The organism is Bradyrhizobium sp. 159, from assembly GCF_023073795.1.
GTDB lineage: Bacteria > Pseudomonadota > Alphaproteobacteria > Rhizobiales > Xanthobacteraceae > Bradyrhizobium.
In genome coordinates this window covers 47,175-63,274 of record NZ_JADPKE010000059.1, presented here as the reverse complement: position 1 = coordinate 63,274, position 16,100 = coordinate 47,175, and the positions used below count along the sequence as shown (strand labels likewise).

Annotated in this window: 12 protein-coding genes; 5 read left to right on the top strand and 7 right to left on the bottom strand. The window is 63.7% G+C overall.

Annotation, left to right across the window (positions count from 1 at the left end):
• Positions 1-99: 99 nt before the first annotated feature.
• From IVA96_RS16320 to IVA96_RS16305, 4 genes are all read right to left on the bottom strand, one after another.
• Positions 100-2,967: a PAS-domain containing protein gene (locus tag IVA96_RS16320; protein ID WP_247418238.1), complete on the bottom strand. Its 2,868-nt coding sequence runs from the start codon at positions 2,965-2,967 to the stop codon at positions 100-102.
• Between the two features lie 292 nt (positions 2,968-3,259).
• A complete protein-coding gene (locus IVA96_RS16315; protein ID WP_247281947.1) occupies positions 3,260-4,135 on the bottom strand; it encodes an acyl-CoA acyltransferase in 876 nt (291 codons plus the stop codon).
• A gap of 41 nt (positions 4,136-4,176) precedes the next feature.
• On the bottom strand, positions 4,177-5,157 hold the full coding sequence (locus IVA96_RS16310; RefSeq protein WP_247281946.1) for an amino acid--[acyl-carrier-protein] ligase: 981 nt from the start codon (positions 5,155-5,157) through the stop codon (positions 4,177-4,179).
• A gap of 73 nt (positions 5,158-5,230) precedes the next feature.
• Entirely contained in the window at positions 5,231-6,448 is a 1,218-nt protein-coding gene (locus IVA96_RS16305; RefSeq protein ID WP_247418237.1) for an acyl-CoA dehydrogenase family protein, read from the bottom strand.
• A gap of 358 nt (positions 6,449-6,806) precedes the next feature.
• On the opposite strand from IVA96_RS16305, the gene IVA96_RS16300 reads away from it, so the two are divergent.
• The 3 genes from IVA96_RS16300 to mtnA all read left to right on the top strand — a co-directional run bounded on the left by IVA96_RS16300 (position 6,807) and on the right by mtnA (position 9,334).
• The gene (locus IVA96_RS16300; protein WP_247281944.1) at positions 6,807-7,079 is read left to right on the top strand and encodes a phosphopantetheine-binding protein; all 273 of its coding nucleotides are present in this window, start codon (positions 6,807-6,809) and stop codon (positions 7,077-7,079) included.
• A 254-nt stretch (positions 7,080-7,333) separates the two neighbouring features.
• Positions 7,334-8,209 (top strand): S-methyl-5'-thioadenosine phosphorylase, encoded by an 876-nt coding sequence (locus tag IVA96_RS16295; protein WP_247281943.1) that lies wholly within the window; start codon positions 7,334-7,336, stop codon positions 8,207-8,209.
• 18 nt (positions 8,210-8,227) lie between these two features.
• A complete protein-coding gene (mtnA, locus tag IVA96_RS16290; RefSeq protein ID WP_247281942.1) occupies positions 8,228-9,334 on the top strand; it encodes an S-methyl-5-thioribose-1-phosphate isomerase in 1,107 nt (368 codons plus the stop codon).
• A gap of 6 nt (positions 9,335-9,340) precedes the next feature.
• Here the strand turns inward: mtnA and IVA96_RS16285 are convergent, their stop codons facing one another.
• A complete protein-coding gene (locus IVA96_RS16285; protein ID WP_247281941.1) occupies positions 9,341-9,976 on the bottom strand; it encodes an HAD-IA family hydrolase in 636 nt (211 codons plus the stop codon).
• 122 nt (positions 9,977-10,098) lie between these two features.
• Here IVA96_RS16285 and IVA96_RS16280 point away from each other — a divergent pair, with 122 nt between their 5' ends.
• Positions 10,099-10,857, top strand: coding sequence for a trypsin-like serine protease (locus tag IVA96_RS16280; RefSeq protein WP_247281940.1), 759 nt, complete (start codon positions 10,099-10,101; stop codon positions 10,855-10,857).
• Between the two features lie 125 nt (positions 10,858-10,982).
• Positions 10,983-12,485 carry an NAD(P)/FAD-dependent oxidoreductase gene (locus tag IVA96_RS16275; protein ID WP_247281939.1) on the top strand — a complete coding sequence of 501 codons (1,503 nt, stop codon included), beginning with the start codon at positions 10,983-10,985 and terminating at the stop codon, positions 12,483-12,485.
• Between the two features lie 278 nt (positions 12,486-12,763).
• Here the strand turns inward: IVA96_RS16275 and IVA96_RS16270 are convergent, their stop codons facing one another.
• Entirely contained in the window at positions 12,764-13,585 is an 822-nt protein-coding gene (locus IVA96_RS16270) for an MlaD family protein (RefSeq protein WP_247281938.1), read from the bottom strand.
• A 164-nt stretch (positions 13,586-13,749) separates the two neighbouring features.
• Positions 13,750-15,969: an acetate--CoA ligase family protein gene (locus tag IVA96_RS16265; protein ID WP_247281937.1), complete on the bottom strand. Its 2,220-nt coding sequence runs from the start codon at positions 15,967-15,969 to the stop codon at positions 13,750-13,752.
• Positions 15,970-16,100 lie beyond the last annotated feature (131 nt).

Here is a 16,100-nt window from a genome sequence, read left to right as displayed (position 1 = left end):
CAGGCAAGGAGCGAGACGGCACTTCCGCCGGAAACCATCCATGCGACAATTGGTCGTTCGGCGGCGTGCCGAGATACGGAATTTGAGCGGGCGAAGCCGCTACGCCACGCGCCGGATTGCGCTCAGCGTCTCGATGATGCCGCCGACTTCGGCCGCCGGGCACGGCTTGCCGAAATAATAGCCCTGCACGGCGGTGCAGCCGCATTCGCGCACGAAGTCGAGTTGCTCCGCGGTCTCCACCCCCTCCGCCGTGGTCTCGACCCCGAGCACGGAGCCGAGGCTGGCGATGGTGCGGACGATGGCGACGCTTTCGGGGCTCTCGCCGAGGGTGCCGACGAAAGAGCGGTCGATCTTGATGCGATCGAACGGAAATTTGCGCAAATAGCTCAGCGAGGAATAGCCGACGCCAAAATCGTCGAGGCTGACCCGCACGCCGAGTGCGCGGAGCTGGTGCAGGATCTCTATCGTCGCCTCGCTGTCGTCGAGCAGCGCCGTCTCGGTGACCTCGAGCTCGAGGCGTTGTGGCGACAGGCCGGCTTCCGCAAGTGCGCTCGTGACCATCGTCACCAAGCCGCGCGAGCGGAACTGCACCGGCGACAGGTTTACCGCGATGGTGACCTCGGGCCAGGATACAGCGGACGCACAGGCGGTTCGCAGCACCCATTCGCCGATCGGGACGATCAGCCCGGTCTCTTCCGCGATCGGAATGAATTCGGCCGGCGAGACGAAGCCGCGCGAGGGATGCTTCCAGCGCAACAGCGCTTCGAAGCCGGTCAGCTCGGAATTGTCGAGCCGCACTTGCGGCTGGAACACGAGATGGAATTCACGTGCTTCCAACGCGCCGCGCAGATCGTGCTCCAGCGCATGCCGGCTGCGCGCCTCTTCCTCCATCTCGGGCTCGAACAGCTGATAGGCGCCGCGGCCCTTGGCCTTAGCCTGGTAAAGGGCGAGGTCGGCGCATTTCATTAGCTCGTCGGCATCGAGCCCGTGGTCGGGCGCGACCGCGATACCGACGGAGACGCCGATATGGATCGACTGGTTTTCCAGCGGCGGGGGGTGGCCGATGATCTCGACCAGGCGACGGGCGAGCTTTTCAGCCGATTGCGGCTGCGGTCCGCGTTGGAGCACGGCGAATTCGTCGCCGCCGAGCCGCGCGACGGTATCATGCTCGCCGACATTCTCCTTCAGCCGCGCCGCAACCCAGCGCAGCAGGCGGTCGCCTGCCGCGTGGCCGAGGCGGTCGTTGACGGTCTTGAAATTATCGAGGTCGAAACACAGCACCGCCATCGCGCCGCCGGCGATCGCGACCTGGTTCAGCCCCTCGCTCATCTTCTCGCGGAACAGCGTGGGATTGGGCAGGTCTGTCAGCGAATCGTGGCGTGCCATGTGCGCGACGCGGGCCTGGGCCTTGTGGCGCTCGGTGACATCCTCATAGGTGACGACCCAGCCGCCAAGCTCCATCCGCTTGTGATTGAGCTTGATGATGCGGCCGTCGCTCAAATGGCGATGCAGCGTGTGCTCGCCCTCGCGCAGCCTCTCGACATAGTCGGCATAGAGCCGCGCGCCCGTGGTGTTCGGATGGATGCCGAGCTCGCAGCTGTGCTCCATGATCTCGCGCATCGAGACGCCCGGCTTCACGATCTCGGTCGAGAGGCCGTACATCTCGATATAGCGGCGGTTGCAGACGATGACGCGCAGGCTCGAATCGAGCATGCACAGGCCCTGGCTCATGTTGTTCAATGCGGCGTCGAAACGTCGATACTGCTCGCTCAGCTCCTCGATGGCGCGCTCGCATTCGGTGATGTCCTCGTAGGTGGCGACGAAGCCGCCATCGGGCAGTGCACAATAGCGCACCGAGATCACGATCCCGTTGGACATGCGCCGTCGCATCGGCGAGGAATCGCGGTTCGCGATCCTCGCGCTGGCGGCTTCCAGGAGTTGTTGCGGGCTGTATTCGGAAGCGAACGCGCCGTTCGCCATCGACCGCTCGATCAGCTCGGAAAGATGCGTGCCGGGCCGTGTCTCCTCGGGCGACAGTCGGTAGATCGTGCGGTAGGTGGTGTTGCAGACGCGAAGCCGCATCTCGCTATCGTAGAAAGCGAGTCCGTGCGCCATGTTCTCCAGCGCCGCATCGAGGATGAAGTTCTGCTGCCTCAGCGTTTCCTCGTATTGCAGCCGCTCGGTGACGTCCTCGTGCACCGTCACCCAGCCGCCGTCGGGAAGGAAGCGGGAGACCGCCTGCACCATCCGCCCGTCATAGCGCATGACCAGCAGGGTTTTCGCTTTCCTGGCGCGCACGTCAGCCAGCCTGGTGTGATGGAACTCATCGGCCGACATGCCCGTCAGGTTGCCGCGCGACATCCAGTGCTCGATCACTGTGCTGTGCGAGATGCCCGGCTTCACGATTTCGGAGTCGAGGTTGTAAAGGTCAAGGAACCGGCCGTTGCAGACGACGACGCGGCTGTCGGCATCGTACATGATGAGGCCGTGCGACATGTTCGCGAGCGCGTGCTGGCTACGCTCCGTCTGCACGCGCAATTCCGCCTCGAGTCGGGCGAGACGACTGACGTCGTCGCAGATCGTCATCCAGCCGCCGCCGGGGAGAGGCTTCAGCTCGAGCGCCATGACGAGGCCGCTGGCAAGCCGCTGTTCGGTGCGGAATGGCTTGCCCCCTGCAATTTGCGCCAACCGCGCCGAGTAAAGTGCATCAATCTCGTCCTGCGGAAAGTTTCCGCGCGTCGCGCTGTGGGCAAGCACCTCGCGATAGCTCGTGCCCACCCGCACGATATCGGCCGACATGTCGAACAGCGTGAGGTAGCGCTGATTGACCAGCACGATCCGGTTGTGGGCATCGTAGACGCAGACGCCCTGCTCCATGTGGTCGAGCGCAAGCTGGCTGAGCGCGACCAGGGCCTCGGGGGCCTGTTCGCGGTGTGCACCATGCTCGTTCTCGCGGGTCGACATCATGAGAGTCGTGGATCTCGGCGGGCAATAGACTTAACGCGACGTAATTCAGCCGCCGAGGGTAGCGAAGAGGCCGGAAAATTCCCTTAAGGGCAGTAGTTTACGGAGAGTGACCGGCGGTGCAGAGATGCGTGTGCACGGAGTATCACTGTCATCCTGAGGTGCCGGAGCATAGCTGAGATCTGGAAGGGCGTCGGGCCGGCTGCATCGCGGCCGGTTCATCCTTCGAGGCGTGCCGCGCTGCACAGGGCGAGCACCTCCGGATGACGGGCCAAGGCGCAGCCTGCCGGCCTGCTCAAGGCCCGTACAGCACCAGTTCCGTGTCGGTGAGATCGGCGAGCTGCGGCCGGTGCGGGCCCTTGAAATATTTGCGGCCGCGCCGTTCGGTGTAGAGGCCGACGAGGCCGGGAAGCGGGCCGTTGGAATCGACGGCCACCGCAATCTTGCCGAGCCGCAGCAACAGCCGGCCGATCCGGCCGGCGCAAGTGGCATATTCGGCGGTGTTGCGGCAGTAGATCAGCTTCATCGCAGGCGGCGCAATGAAGCCGCGGCGGATGCGCACCGGTTGCAGGATGAAGGGGAACGTTCCCTCCGGTGTGCGGCAGACGAGGCTGAGGCAATTGTAGCGCGCATGGCGTGTCAGCAACTCGGTCTCGGGTTCGCCAAGCCCCTGGATCGCCTTGGCGTGCGGCGAGATCACCTCGATCGTGCTCCAGCGCGGGGGGCGCGCCAGCGCAGGCACCGAGAAGAATATCCCGCAGCAATAGGCGCGAAAGCCCTGCGTCTCGATGATCGGCCAGGTCCACGGCGCCGGGCTGATGTTGAGATAAGTGACGTCCTTGTGCCGCTGCGCGATCTTGGTCAGCAGCGGCGCGTAGTTGCGGTAGGCCGGATCGACATACCAGCTCGACAAATTGCACTGGATGGCGGTCTCTTCGCCGTGCTGGCGCGCCGTGTAGATCAATAGCAGTACGCCGACCGGTGTGCCGTCATCCTCGAGCATGTAGCCGAAGCGCGGATAGCCCTCCGGCACGGTCCGGAAAGCCTGCCGGCGCAGGCCTTGTATCCAATAGTCCCGCGAGCGGCCGATGAAGCCGCCCGTCAGCAGGTCCGCGATGGCTTCGACATCGGGCTCGGTGATTTCGCGGCATCGGACCTTGGTGTGGATCACGCTCGTCTTGCCCGTGGAAATGGTCAGCCTCGTGAGTTCCGTTAGCGCCAGCCTTCGCCGTGGGCCTCGGCCGCAACATGCGGCTGTAAGCCCAGGACGTCCCGCACCCTGGCTGGCCAGGAAGCGGTATCAGTGCCGTGGGTGTGAAACAGGGCGACCGCGAGCCGGTCCATGCCGAAGGCAACGCAGCCGGTGTGGGCCGGCTCGCCATTGGCATCCTGAATGCCCCAGGTCGTGCCGAAATGCTCGCGGTGATAGTTGAAGCTCATGCAGGCGGTCGGCTGCTGCTCCGAGCGCAGCGGGATCAGGAGCTCGAACTTCAGCTGCTGCTGCTTCTGGCTCACCGCCTTCATCTGGCCGACGCGGCCGAAGAAAGGATCGCTGGCGTAGTCGACGCGGAAGGTCAGGCCGAGGTCGCGGGCGATCGCCTGCGCGCGCACCATCCAGCGCTCGCGGAAGTCGGCGACGTCATCGGGGCTGCCGATACAGACATATTCGCGCATCCGGAACGATTGCAGGCGGTCGAGATGCTTTGACGGCTCGCGGCGGAAGCAATCGGCGGCGACGTCGAAGCGCAGACCGCCCTTCGGCAATTGGCCTCGGCTTGCTGCGATCGGGTAGACGGGATAGCAGGCGGCTGGCGACAGCACGAGGTCGGCCGGCGAGAGCGATGAGGTCCAGTCGCCACCGGCATCAAAGCGGCTCACCGCAGCGTTGATCTCGCGTTCGGTGCCGTGCAGCCCGCAGACGCAGCCGAGCAGGTTCGGAAAGCTCTTGAGGTAGCCGGATTTCTCCAGCTGAGCCCGGCTCATCACCGGCGGAAAGCGCATCACCTCGGTTCCGGCCTCGCGATGGCCAGTGATCAGCGTGGCGAGCTTCTCGACGATGCCCTCGTAGAGCGCGGTGCGGGCGTAGACCCCGTCCGAGCCCATGCGGTGGAATAGCTTGTCGATGAGATGATCGAGCGGATCGATGATCTCTGGTGCGGTCGCGGGCGAATTGGGGAGGACGGCAATGTTCATGGAGTTGATGTCCTGCTATCTCAAATTGTTCTTGTTGGTTCAGTCGCCAAGGCTAGTCGGTCATGAAGGCACGTCAGTCACGAAGGCTCAATGGAACGCCGCTCATCAGCGTCGATGTCGCGGCGTTGGCGAGAATACGGTCATTGTTGATCATGATCGGCGACGACAGAACGTCGCGCAGGTGGCGGCCCATGGTGAACTCACCGTCGTTGCGGTAGCCGGAAAGGCCCGCTGTGCGCATCGCATGCATCACAGTCTCGACCGCGAGCTCGGAGGCCTGCACCTTTAAAAGCGTGATCGAGGATTGGAAGTCGAGCGAGCTCAGCGCGCGCTCGTCATGCTCGGCGCCGGCGAAGGCGTCGATGTTGGCAGCGATCAGCGCGCGCAGCTTTGCGAGTGACATCTTCGCGGCGGTGAAATGCGCCGCGGCCGGCGGCATTTGTCCGCCGGAGCTGCGGGCCGCTTTGCGAATGAAGGCCTGCGCACGGGTCACCGCGGCGGCGGCAATGCCGGCCCAAGCGGACGACCAGCATAGATGCGCGAATGGCGTCATGGTCTGGGCGTGGATCTTGTCATAGGATTCCGGGAAAACGCGGTCGGCGGGGCAATCCACCTTCAGCTCGAAACCGGTCGAGCAGGTGCCGCGCATGCCGAGCGTTTCCCAACCCAGCGTGCGCTTCAGCGAATAATCGTCCTTGGCGAGTGCCAGCAGCACTTGGTCGGAAGCGGCAGCGTCAGTGGCGCGGCGGGCGATGGTGACGAGACCGTCGGCTTCGGCGCCGTAGGAGATCACGGTGGCGTCGCGTACTAGCGACACGATGTCGCCGGCGTGATCGACGGCGGCGGCGCTGGCGCGGATGTTGCCGCCGTTCTGTCCCTCGGTGGTGGAAGAGGCGAGCAGCCACTGGTCGCGCGCGACCCGGCGCATCATGGTTTCCATCCAGGGGATGCCGTGGCCGTGCCTGACGACGCAGGCAACCTTGGTCTGGTGCATCGCGTAGATCATCGCGGTGGAAGCGCAGGCGCCTCCGAGCGTATAGCAGATGTCGGTGACATCGTAGATTGAGGCGCCAAAGCCGCCGAATTCGACCGGGATCATGACGCCAAGCAGTTTCTGCTCGCGCGCAACCTCGAAAGCCTTGTGGGGGAAGCGGGCGTCGCGATCGACCCCGTCTGCGTCGGCCGCTGCGGCAGCGGCTGTCCGGGCGGCACGCTCGATCAGGGAGGGGCCCTGCTCGAGAAAGCTCGTCTGCGTTTCGTCGACAGTGAGGACTGCTTCACGCACGTTCATGCTCGTCCGCCTCCGGTTCGCCGTTCGAGATCGCCGCCATCATTCGCGATGCCGCCGGCGATCCTCCGACCATCTTTGCTTGTGAGACGAGGCTACGGATTTAATTCAAATTCGTCGATGAAATAGAGGGTAAACAAAGCCCAATTCCGAACGAACAGTTAAGGTCAGGTTGTTGGAGGGGGCCGAAATTCAGCGGACCCGTTAGGATTCTGGAAGAGCCCTCCAAATTTTAGTCAATCTGAGTCATCGTTTACTAAGAAGGACGAAGTAATCCTCGCGCCCATTGCGGGATCGACTGGCCGTGCCCATCGTAGCCGGCAGTCCGGTCCGCCTCCGATAGACAGATGGGAATTTGCCGATGCAGGCTTTCAATACCGACATGCGCAATCGCATCATCAAGCTGGTGAAGGGCATCATCGAACAGAACTCGCTCACGGCGGACATCACGCCATCGGCGAAGCTCGTCGATGTCGGCCTGACCTCGATGGACATGGTCAATCTGATGCTCGGCGTCGAGGCCGAGTTCGACTTCACCATCCCGCAAGCCGAAATCACGCCGGAGAATTTCCAGACCGTCGAGACGCTGGAGCGGATGATCGCAGCTCAGCTGCAGCCGGCGAACGCAGCTTAGTTGAACCACTGCGGTCGTTCTGGCGAAAGCCAAGACCCATTTCCCAGGGAGCAGTTTTGCGGAGACCGGTCGTTCGGGACAAAGACCGTTCGCAACCGATAGACGTCGCAGTATGGGTCCTGCTTTCGCCAAGGCGACACCGATGGCGTGGCGATAGCGCCCGTTTCCTGACCACACCACCACCCCGTTCCAAATCTGGCGCAAAACTGGCATAGCTTGACCATGTCGCACGTGGCGGATGGGATGGAGCAGGCATGACGCAGGCGGTATTGGGCATCATCGGCGGTTCCGGCATCTATGATCTGCCGGGCCTAGAGGGTGCGCACGAAGAGGAGATCAAGAGCCCCTGGGGCGAGCCGTCAGCGCCCCTGCGCCGCGGCTCCATCGCCGGCTTGCCGATCGTGTTCCTTCCGCGGCACGACAAGGGACACCGACTGTCGCCCTCCGACATCAACTACCGCGCCAATATCGACGTCCTGAAGCGCGCAGGTGTCACCGACCTGATCTCGCTGTCGGCCTGCGGCTCCTTCAGGGAGGAACTTCCGCCCGGCACCTTCGTGCTGGTCGATCAGTTCGTCGACCGCACCCACAAGCGCGAGAGCTCGTTCTTCGGCCGCGGCTGCGTCGCCCATGTCTCGATGGCCCATCCGGTCTCGCCACGGCTGCGAATCCATCTTGCCGCAGCGGCCGAAGCCGAGGGGATCGCAATCGCGCGTAGCGGCACCTATGTCTGCATGGAGGGGCCGCAATTCTCCACTTATGCGGAGAGCATGACTTACAAGACGCTGGGCTATTCCGTGATCGGCATGACCAACATGCCCGAGGCCAAGCTCGCGCGGGAAGCCGAAATTTGCTATGCCACCGTTGCGATGGTGACGGATTTCGACTGCTGGCATCCCGACCACGATGCCGTGACCGTGCAGGACATCATCCGTGTGCTGAATTCGAACGCCGACAAGGCGAAGGCGCTGGTCGCGCGGCTGGCAAGGGATTTTCCGCGCGAACATGAGCCGTGCCCGATCGGCTCGGATCGCGCGCTCGACACCGCCCTGATCACGGCGCACGAGGCCCGGGATCCCGAGCTTTTGAAGAAACTCGATGCGGTGGCGGGGCGCATCCTGCGCGGTTGAGACGAAAGGCAGAATGCCATGAAGGTCGACGGCAAGCATTTTCGCAGCATCTGGCGCCAGCGCGACGGCTGGTCGGTCGGCGCGATCGACCAGCGCAGGTTGCCCCACGAGTTTGTTGTTGCGGAGCTGACGTCATGCGAGGAGGCGGCGGTCGCCATCCGCGACATGCTGGTGCGCGGCGCGCCGCTGATCGGCGCCACCGCCGCTTACGGCATCGCGCTCGCGATGCGCGAGGACGCCTCCGACGCCGGCCTGAAGCGTGCCTATGACACGCTCGTCGTGGCGCGGCCGACCGCGATCAATCTGAAATGGGCGCTGGACGAGATGCGCGCGAGGCTCGCACCGATCGATCCGGTTGAACGGGCGGAGGCGGCCTACGCGCGCGCCGACGAGATCGTCGAGCAGGACGTCGAAATCAACCGCGGCATTGCCGGCAACGGCCTGAAGCTGATCGAGGCGATCGCGGCGAAGAAGCCGGGCGATACGGTCAACGTTCTCACTCATTGCAACGCCGGCTGGCTTGCGACGGTCGACTGGGGCACCGCGACGGCGCCGATCTATCTTGCGCATGAGCGCGGCATCAAGATCCATGTCTGGGTCGACGAGACCCGCCCGCGCAATCAGGGCGCCTCGCTCACGGCTTGGGAGCTCGGCCATCACGGCGTGCCGCACACGGTGATCCCGGACAATACCGGTGGCCATCTGATGCAGCACAGCATGGTCGACCTCGCCATCGTCGGCACCGACCGCGTCGCTGCCAATGGCGACGTCTGCAACAAGATCGGCACCTATCTGAAGGCGCTCGCCGCGCACGACAACGGTGTGCCGTTCTACGTGGCGCTGCCGTCGCCGACGATCGATTTCGCCGTCCATGACGGCATCCGTGACATCCCGATCGAGCAGCGCAGTGGCTCTGAGGTCACCGACATGACCGGCCGCACCGCGGATGGGAGACTGGAGACGGTGCGCATCGTGCCGGAGGGCTCCCCGGTCGCGAATTATGCATTCGATGTGACACCGGCGCGGCTCGTGACCGGCCTCATCACCGAGCGCGGCGTGCTGAAGCCCGACCGCGCCTCGCTCGCGGCCGCGTTTCCGGAGCGGATCGCCTCCGCTGCAGAATAGGTTGGACTAGCAGAGCTTCAACCCCGTCGCGACCTCGAGCTCGGCGATGGCCTGGGCCCCGCTGGTGACCTTGATCGTGGTCATGCCCATCTCGCGAGCCGGCTTGAGATTGACGCCGAGATCGTCGAGATAAACGCAATTGTTGGGATCAACCTTCAGCGTCTCGACCATCAGCCGGTAGATGCGTGGATCGGGTTTGCGCAGGCCGATTTTGGCGGACTCGATGACGTGATCGAACAGTGCCATCACCTCGGCAATGTAGAGCGTGCGTCCCGTCAGGCTGCCGATGGCGTTGGCCGGCAGGTTGTTGGTGATGCAGCCGGTCTTGAATTGCGCCTTGATGCGCTTCAGCGCCTCGACCATCTCGGGACGCAGATCGCCCTGGAGCAGCGGCAGCACGTCGCGCCCGCGCACTTCTGCGCCAAGCGCTCGTGATTCCTCGGCGAACAAAAGATCGAACGTGTCGATATCCACCTCGGCGCGTTCAAACTTGGCCCAGGCATTTTCCAGATGGTTGGCGGCGTTGGTGCGCCGTATGATGTCGATGGGCAGGCCACGCTCGGTCTCGAACCGGGCGAACGCCTCGAACGGTGAGCTCGTCAACACGCCGCCAAAATCAAAGATCACAGCCTCGATCGTCAAGGTCCCGTCCTCGTCAATTCAGTGCCAGGATGGCTGACAAGACGGCTAGCACGCGCTATCGGCAAGGGCCAGCCTGAAGCAAACTCCGCCCCTTGACCGAAGGGCCTGCCAGACGTGTTCCCATGAAGACAATTGCGACATTCATCACCGCCATTCTGCTGCTCGCCACGCCTGCTCGCGCCATCGTCGGCGGCGGCACGCCGCAAGCGGAGGGTGTCGCGCGCGCCATCGTCACCATCGTTGGCTCGCGCGGCAATTTTTGCACCGGCAGCCTGATTGCACCGAAGCTGGTGCTGACGGTCGCTCACTGCGTGCAGCCCGGCGCGGACTACAAGATTGTCGATCGCGGCGGCGACGGCCAGCCGCAATTGCTGAACGTCCGTTCTGTCGCGATCCATCCGAATTTCAACATGCAGGCGATGCAGGCGCATCGGGCGACCGCCGACGTGGCACTGCTGCAACTGGAAATTCCACTGAAGGGAAAATCGACGGTGCCGGTCGGTGCACCGGATATTCCAATCCGCGTCGGCAGCCGCTTTACCATCGCCGGCGTCGGCGTCACAGTTCGCGGTGATGGCAAGAGCGGTGGCATTACGCGTGTGGCTGCGCTGGTCGCCACCGGCCAGCCCGGCACGCTGCAGATCCGGCTAGTTGATCCCCTAACCAACGGTGTTCGTGACGGAATCGGCGCTTGTACCGGCGATTCCGGCGGACCGGTGTTCGAGGACAAGCCGAACGGTGCCGTGCTCGTTGGCGTCGTCAGTTGGTCGACCGGGCCGAACGGCGCCGCAGGTTGCGGCGGGTTGACCGGGGTCACTCCGCTCACGCTCTACCGGGATTGGATCTTGCAGACCGCACGGAGCTGGGGTGCGGCACTGTGATTTGACCGCGACCGGATCTATGTCATGTTGAAACGGAAGCGCGATGGGCGACACTGCCTGTCGCGGAGGAAACGCGCCGTCCAGTCAAGGCCGGCCACGAAAAACGAGCAAGGCAACAAGCAACAATGAATGTCGCTGTTCGCGGTCACACCGCTACCAAGCAAGCTTCCGAACATTTCGACGTGCTGATCGTCGGCGCCGGCATCTCCGGCATCGGCAGCGCCTATCATCTCACCAAGCAGCTTCCGGGCACGAGCTTCGTCATTCTGGAGACGCAGGCGAGCTTCGGCGGCACATGGATCACACATCGTTATCCCGGTATCCGTTCGGACAGCGATCTCCACACCTTCGGCTATCGCTTCAAGCCCTGGGTCGGACCGCCGATCGCGACCGCCGAAGAGATCCTCGCCTACATGAACGAGGTGATCGAAGAGAACGATCTCGCGAAGCACATTCGCTACAAGCACAAGATCAATTCCGCGAGCTGGTCGAGTGAGCAAAGTCTCTGGACCATCGAGGCGGTAGCGACCGACACCGGCGAGCCGAAGACCTTCACCGCAAACTTCCTCTGGATGTGCCAGGGCTATTACCGGCATTCGGAGGGTTACACGCCAGAATGGAAGGGGATGGACCGGTTCAAGGGCCGCATCGTCCATCCGCAGACATGGCCCGACGACGTCGATCTCACGGGCAAGAAGGTGATCGTGATCGGCTCCGGCGCGACCGCGGCAACACTTGTTCCGAACATCGCGGACAAGTGCGCGCATGTCACGATGCTGCAGCGCTCGCCGACCTATTTCCGGCTCGGTCGCAACGCCATCGAAATCGCGGAGGAGCTGCGCAGGCTTCAAGTCGACGAGGAATGGATTCATGAGATCGTCCGGCGCAAGATTCTGTTCGAGCAGGATGCATTCACCAAGCTTTGCGTCTCCAAGCCGGAGCAGGTGAAGAAGGAGCTGATCGGTCAAATCAGCGCGGTCCTCGGCCCCGACTACGACGTCGAGACCCATTTCACGCCAAAGTACCGGCCGTGGCGGCAGCGCATCGCCTTCGTGCCGGATGCCGATCTGTTCAAGGGGATTGCCAGCGGCAAGGCCTCGGTCGTTACCGACGAGATCGAGTGCTTCGCCGAGAACGGCATCCAGCTCAAATCCGGCAAGCTGCTCGAAGCCGACGTCATCGTCACCGCGACCGGCTTCAACCTGGCCGCCCTGGGCGACATCGCCTTCGAGATCGACGGCAAGCCGCTCGCCTTCGGCGACACCGTCACCTATCGCGGCATGATGTTCACGGGTGTGCCGAACATGGTCTGGGTGTTCGGCTATTTCCGCGCGAGCTGGACGCTGCGCGTCGACCTTGTCGCCGATTTCGTCTGTCGGCTGCTCAGCCATATGAAGGGCAAAGGCGCAAAGAAGGTCGAGGTGAGATTGCGCCCCGAAGACCACAACATGCCGATCCTGCCCTGGATCGATCCGGAAAACTTCAACCCCGGATACATGATACGCAATATGGACCTGTTGCCGAAGCGCGGCGACAAGCCAGAATGGCAGCACAGTCAGGACTACTGGACCGAGAAGGACGAGATTCCGAAGACGGACCTGGACGATGCGGCGTTTGTGTATGGGTGAGGGGATTGCGGGAGCAGCGGCACGCCACGATTGTAAAGCCGTATAGGGCGCGCCGAGCATCGGCCGTCACAGGCGCACGTCACACGATCGGCCGTGAATGTAAGCGGCCTTCCATCGGGCGGTGCCGCGGCTAAGTGGAAGGGCCTTGGCCTGGCGGCCAACGAGCGAGCCAGTTGCTCGCGTCGGAGTGTCACGGCAACTCGCCGGGCATTCTGGCCAAGATTAGTCTTGGTCGCAGCAGTCGCGGTGACCTTCCTTCAGCAAGGATAACGAAGAGGTCACCGCTTCTGCTGCTCAGGCCTTCGCGGCGGCCGCGGCGCCATGGGCGTTCCCGCCATCTTGTTGGCGGTCTCGCTGACGTCGAGCAGCGAACGGCGGATGTCCTCGAGGTAGCTTGCCGATTTCTTCTTCATGGTGTCGGCGAGCTCGTGCAATCCCTGTATCTTCTCGAACAGCTCGTCGGCCTTGCCGTCGACGAAGCCGGGCACCACGCCCTCGATCTTCGTGACGGCCTTGTCGAAGTCCGCGAAGGCGCTGTCGACCTTCGCCATGACGGAGTCGACTTCGCCGCCCTTGCTCCTGAGATCGGCGGTGTAGTTCTCGAATGTGCGCAGGCCCTCCTTGATCGCAGGGGCGTTGCTCACGATCGTACGGTCGACGCTGTGCAGGGCATCGACGATGGACTCGGCATCGCTGAGATCGGCGGTCAGTATGGGAACGCCGTCCAAGTCCAGCGGCACCGGCGGCGCGGAGGGGGCACCCCCGATCAGCGAGATCGCGGCGACGCCCGTGAGACCCTGGAACTCGATGCCTGCGACGGTGTCCTTGCGGATCGGTGCGGTGTTGTCGAGCATCACGAGCGCCACGATCCTGCCGGGACTGTCCAGCTTGATCGACAAGATCTGGCCCGCAGGCACACCGTCGAAATTGACCGGCCCGCCGCGACGCAGTCCGCTGGCGGAGCCGCCTTCGAACACCACGCGCAACTGGCTGCGGCTTTGGATGGTGCGCCATTTCTGCACGCCGAGCAGGACGCCGAACGCCACGGCGATCGCCGCCAGCGTCGCCGTTCCGATCACGAGATTGCTCGCGCGTGCCATGCAGGGAGGATTTTACGGCCAAAGCGGAGAAGTTGGAAGCAGCCCGGATAGACTTTGGCCGCATGTTACGTAGGGCAGGTTAGCGAAGCGTAACCCGCCACGTCTCTCCCATGCAGGAGCGCAAATTCGGGGATTACGCTCCGCTAACCCGGCTCTACCTCATCTCAATGCCCGGCCGCGCGCTTTGCCGCAGCGTTGTTCAGGACGATGAGGGCGTCGACGGCCACGCCCGTCTTGGTGTTGATCAGGAACGGGTTGATGTCGATCGAGGCGATCCGGTCGCCGGCGTCTGCGATCAGGCTGGACAGGCCGACGAGCGCCTTCACTGCGGAGGTCTCGTGCAGCGTCGGCCTGCCACGATAGCCGCGCATCTTGACTCCGGCCTTGGTGCGACCGATCAGAAGCCGCGCCTCGGCCTCGTCCAGCGGCGCGCCGGCGAGTGCGACGTCCTTCATCAGCTCAATGTCGATGCCGCCGGTGCCGAACAGCACGACCGGCCCCATCTCGGCATCGAGCGAGGCGCCGACAACGAGCTCGAGCTCGGCCCTGACCTGCTGCGCGATCAGGATGCCGTCGAGCTTGGGCTTGCCCTTCAGCTTCTTCACCCGAGCCGTGATGTCGGCGAACGCCTTCTTCACCTCGGCGGCACTGTTGAGGTTCAGCACCACGCCACCGATGTCGGACTTGTGCAGGATCTCGGCGCTAACGACTTTAGCGACAACCGGGAAACCGATCTGCTTGGCGATCTTCACAGCTTCCGCCGCCGTCTGCGCAATTGCCTCCTTCGAGATCGGGATGCCGTATGCTTTCAGGAGCTTCTTGGAGGCAACCTCGTCGAGCGCGGCGCCGCTCGCCGACTTCAGCGTCTTCTCGAGCACGGCACGTGCGCCCGGCTTCGAGCGTGAGACGATGTCCGGAACTTCCTTGCGCAGCTTTGCGTAATCGAGCAGCGACTTGATCGCGGTCACCGCGCGGTCCATGCCCTGCATCACCGCCAGATGCGGCAGCGATTTGCGCAGCGCCTTGGTGAACTCGGTGAAGCCGATCGACATCGCGCTGATATAGATCACGGGCTTTGCGGCCCTGCTCGCCATCTCATTGACGATGCGAAGATTGCGCTCGCGCAGCTCGTGCGGCGCCTTCGGCAGCTCAGCGTCGATGATGACGACGTCGATATCGGGATCGTCGATCATCAGCTTGATCGACCTCATGTAGACGGAGGGATCGACCACGGCGGCAAACCCTGCATCGAGTGGATTGCCGACGATCGAGCCCGGGCCGAGCATCTTTGCCAGCTCCGAGCTGACATGGGGGCTCAGCGGCGCGAAATTCAAGCCCACGGCATAGAAAGCGTCGATCAGCATGCCGCGCTTGCCGCCGGACAAGGTGACCGCGGCGAGCCGGTCGCCTCTGGGTGCCACGGCGTGGACGAAGCACTCGGTGGTCTCGATCAGCTCGTCGAGCCCACCGACCCGAATCACGCCTTCGCGGGTTGCAATGGCATCGAATGTCTCGATCGACCCGGCGAGTGCACCGGTATGCGCCATCGCCGCAGCGCGGCCGCCCTCCGACGCGCCGAGCTTGAGCGCGATCACGGGCTTGCTCGCGGCGCGCGCCGCCTTGCACGCGTCGCGGAACGCCTTGGTATTGCGCACGCCTTCGAGATAGACGACGATCACCTTGATGCTCGGGTCCTCGGCGAAATAGCGCATCAGGTCCGGCGTCTCGAGCCCGGCCTCATTGCCGGTCGTCACCATGTAGCCGACGCCGACACCCCGGTCCTCCAGCGCCTGGCGGATCGCCATGACGATGGCGCCGGATTGTCCGGCGATCGCCACCGGCCCCTGCTCCATGGTGACGATACGATCGTCGATATTGGTGAAGAGCTTTTCGCCGGCACTCAAATTGCCGAGACAGTTCGGTCCCGTGACCGCAAGTCCCGTCTCGCGCACGGCTGCTTGCAATTCGGCGGCGAGCTTCTGACTGTCGTCGTCCTGCAACTCGCTGAAGCCCGAGGTGACGATGGTGGCCGAACGCGCGCCGGCCGCGGCGGCATCGCGGATCACCTGCACCGCAGAGCGCGCCGGCACCAGCACCAGGACGTGATCGGGCTGCTCGGGAAGACTGGCAAAGTCCTTGTAGCAAGGGACATCCCAGATGGTGTCGCGCCTGGCGTTGACCGGATAGAGCCCGCCCTCGTAGCCATACTTGATCAGATTGTTCCAGATGCGCTCGGCATAGTTGCCGGGCTTGTCGGTCGCGCCCACCAGCACGATGTTGCGCGGGTGCAGCATGGCATGGATGCCCTTGACCACGTCGCCGGCGTCGGGTGGGGGAGACCATCGATGGAGAGAAACCGACGCAGCGGACACCTGAGCTTCCATGGCGTGACCTCACCTGTTCTTGTTTTTGGTGGCGCGTCACGCTTTTCTATGGCGAGTTCGCCGCAGTGGCAACCATCAGAAAGGTATGCCGTATGACGGAATGGCGATCCGTCGGTTGCTCCACGCATCGC

Coding starts and splice junctions, on each gene's coding strand:
- IVA96_RS16300 (WP_247281944.1), top strand. CDS start 6,807: ATGCAGGCTTTCAATACCGACATGCGCAATCGCATCATCAAGCTGGTG.
- mtnA (WP_247281942.1), top strand. CDS start 8,228: ATGAAGGTCGACGGCAAGCATTTTCGCAGCATCTGGCGCCAGCGCGAC.
- IVA96_RS16310 (WP_247281946.1), bottom strand. CDS start 5,157: ATGAACATTGCCGTCCTCCCCAATTCGCCCGCGACCGCACCAGAGATC.
- IVA96_RS16320 (WP_247418238.1), bottom strand. CDS start 2,967: ATGATGTCGACCCGCGAGAACGAGCATGGTGCACACCGCGAACAGGCC.
- IVA96_RS16295 (WP_247281943.1), top strand. CDS start 7,334: ATGACGCAGGCGGTATTGGGCATCATCGGCGGTTCCGGCATCTATGAT.
- IVA96_RS16270 (WP_247281938.1), bottom strand. CDS start 13,585: ATGGCACGCGCGAGCAATCTCGTGATCGGAACGGCGACGCTGGCGGCG.
- IVA96_RS16265 (WP_247281937.1), bottom strand. CDS start 15,969: ATGGAAGCTCAGGTGTCCGCTGCGTCGGTTTCTCTCCATCGATGGTCT.
- IVA96_RS16305 (WP_247418237.1), bottom strand. CDS start 6,448: ATGAACGTGCGTGAAGCAGTCCTCACTGTCGACGAAACGCAGACGAGC.
- IVA96_RS16275 (WP_247281939.1), top strand. CDS start 10,983: ATGAATGTCGCTGTTCGCGGTCACACCGCTACCAAGCAAGCTTCCGAA.
- IVA96_RS16280 (WP_247281940.1), top strand. CDS start 10,099: ATGAAGACAATTGCGACATTCATCACCGCCATTCTGCTGCTCGCCACG.